We start from the raw sequence: 2194 nt of genomic DNA on the forward strand, positions 1-2194 counted from the left end.
CGTGGCGAGGGCTGGGTCGGGTAGGCCGTCGAGGGTGCTGCGGTATTCGTCCCACAGGTCATGTTCGGCGGCGGCGCGGAGCATTTCGGCCAGCTTTGCCTCCGATACCAAGGCGACCAGGCGGGCCAGGTGGTCGGCGTCGTCGACGAGGTAAGCCGCGTGCAGGAGGGCGGTGCCGTCGAGGGCGGATTGGGCGGCGCGGGCGGCGTCGTCGGAGATGACTGCCATCAGGTCGCCGAGGGTGATCCAATCTTGGTGGCGGGCAAGCAGTTTGCCGACGGCGACGATGGTGTCCGTCGGTAGGTCGGCGATGAGGTAGGCGGAGCGGCGCGCGTCGAGCAGGGGTGCGACCTCGGCGAGGAAGTCGACGGGCAGGCGCTTGGCGACGTCGACCGCGTGCGACGGCTCCAGTACCGCCGCCATGCGCGCCGCGAGCAGCGCGTTCCGGTTGCGGGCAACCAGCTTGGCGATGATCTGGGCGGGGATCACCTTGGCCGCAGCGGCAACCTTGCGCAGACCGCCGGATTGGCTTTCGAACAGCAGGTCGGCGATCTGGAAACGGAAGTCCCTGAGATCCGTTGCGGGGACGCCGGCGAGATAGTCGAGCCGATCGACGGGAACGCCGAGCGTGCGGGCGAGCTTGGTCAGCTGAGCGCCCACCGCATCGGTCACAGCCCCGCCGCCTTCTTGACCGCACCGCGCAGGAACCGCGGCACGAAATCCAGCAGCGAGTACGCGGCGGTTTCCAAATCGGCCGCCTGCTTACGCCGGGCCTCCACCACCACCGTGGCAAGTTCGGCCTGCACCTCCGGCGCCAGCCCGGCGATCCCCGCAGGCAGTTCGCCCGGCACCAACTCCGCCAACGTCTTGGTTGTCACGTTCCTACCTCCGCCGCTCGACCCAGCACCGAATCGCCCCCGACCACGCTTCCTGAGGCCCGGCCTTGTCGCACACAACGCTACTGTGCCAACAGCCTGCACGCCCCGCGCCAAGCCATGATCACAACCGCCGCACGCCCGTGCAACCCACCGCCCCGCGCAGCACAACCTCGGCACGACCCAGCACAATCTGTCGGCGCACGCCCACGCAAACCCCTGACAACGCGCGCCGGTGCAACCCTCGGTGTGCATGACCGCTGGCGGGCATCGAACAGGGCAGCTCGGCGAGTCGCGAATCGTCGCCCGCCGAGCCATCCTCGCCGCAGCGGCCGCGGTTCGATGCGCGCCGCAGCTCGCCGCCATCGGTTTCGCGCTCGGCCGGCGGCCCGAGCCTGCCGGGCTCACACTCGGCGCCCTCGTGATCGCGCTCGGCACCGCCACTCTCGCAGCCACGGTCTACTTGGCGGGCATCGAACAGGGCGCCTCGGCGAGTCACGAGTCTCCAGTGGTCGCCCGCTGGGCCTCCTCGCCGCGGCGGCCGCGGTTCGATGCGCGCCGCAGCTCAGCGCCATCGGTTTCGCGCACTGCGGGCGGCCCGAGCCTGCCGGGCTCACGCTCGGCGCCCTCGTGATCGCGCTCGGCACCGCCACTTTCGCGGCCATGCCCTACCTGGCGGGCATCGAACAGGACAGCTCGGCGAGTGACGCGTCTCCAGTCGTCGCCCGCCGAGCCCTCCTCGCCGCAGCCGCCGCGGTTCGATGCGCGCCGCAGCTCGGTGCCGTCGGTTTCGCGCTCTGCCGGCGGCTCGAGTCTGCCGCGCTCTCGCGCGCTCGTGACTGCGTGCACTTCCATGCGGTGCTCGCGATGTGCCGCATAATGAAGGTGGCCAGGTCGTCGTCGGGCAAGGCGCGGGCGGCGAAGCGGCGGCTGCCCGGGCCACTTTCGCTGCCATCGGCCTGCTGCTTCCTGACAATCCGCCGTTCGCGACTGCAGAGCGGAAGCGCAGTGCCGCTGAGCCGAAGCTGGAATGGCTGTGCCACAACGACCTCGACGTGCCAGCGTCACGTACTTACCCACACGGGCCGACACATCCCGGGCAGCTCGCGCCCACGCGAACCTGGCCGACGTGACGCCTAGTTCGCCCAGAACACCGCTCCTGAGCGCACCGAACGGGCGCGGCTCGGCGAGTCGCGCGTCTGTCGCCGCCCGCTGAGGCCGGGCTGCTCCGGTCAGAGGTCGAGGACCAGGTGGGTGAGGGTGCCGGGGGCGGTGGTGCAGAGGCGGGGCCGGCTCTTATACACATCTGGAGCTGCCGG

The 2194-nt window shown here is 70.7% G+C and carries 2 protein-coding genes and 1 pseudogene; 1 reads left to right on the forward strand and 2 read right to left on the reverse strand.

All coding sequences use genetic code 11. The features are described from left to right. A pseudogene (locus tag DBO33_RS42405) lies at nucleotides 1-672 on the reverse strand (hypothetical protein); the annotation flags it as partial. Then, the gene (locus DBO33_RS42410) at nucleotides 669-878 is read right to left on the reverse strand and encodes a hypothetical protein (RefSeq protein ID WP_107661303.1); all 210 of its coding nucleotides are present in this window, start codon (nucleotides 876-878) and stop codon (nucleotides 669-671) included. The pseudogene DBO33_RS42405 and the gene DBO33_RS42410, both read right to left, overlap by 4 nt. A 250-nt stretch (nucleotides 879-1128) precedes the next feature. On the opposite strand from DBO33_RS42410, the gene DBO33_RS44875 reads away from it, so the two are divergent. Continuing rightward, the gene (locus DBO33_RS44875) at nucleotides 1129-1509 is read left to right on the forward strand and encodes a hypothetical protein (RefSeq protein WP_407670666.1); all 381 of its coding nucleotides are present in this window, start codon (nucleotides 1129-1131) and stop codon (nucleotides 1507-1509) included. Nucleotides 1510-2194: the final 685 nt, after the last annotated feature.

This window comes from Nocardia suismassiliense (assembly GCF_900269665.1).
Lineage (GTDB): Bacteria > Actinomycetota > Actinomycetes > Mycobacteriales > Mycobacteriaceae > Nocardia > Nocardia suismassiliense.

Excerpts from the sequence above, each read along its gene's own strand:
- DBO33_RS44875 (WP_407670666.1), top strand. The coding sequence starts at position 1,129 with ATGACCGCTGGCGGGCATCGAACAGGGCAGCTCGGCGAGTCGCGAATC.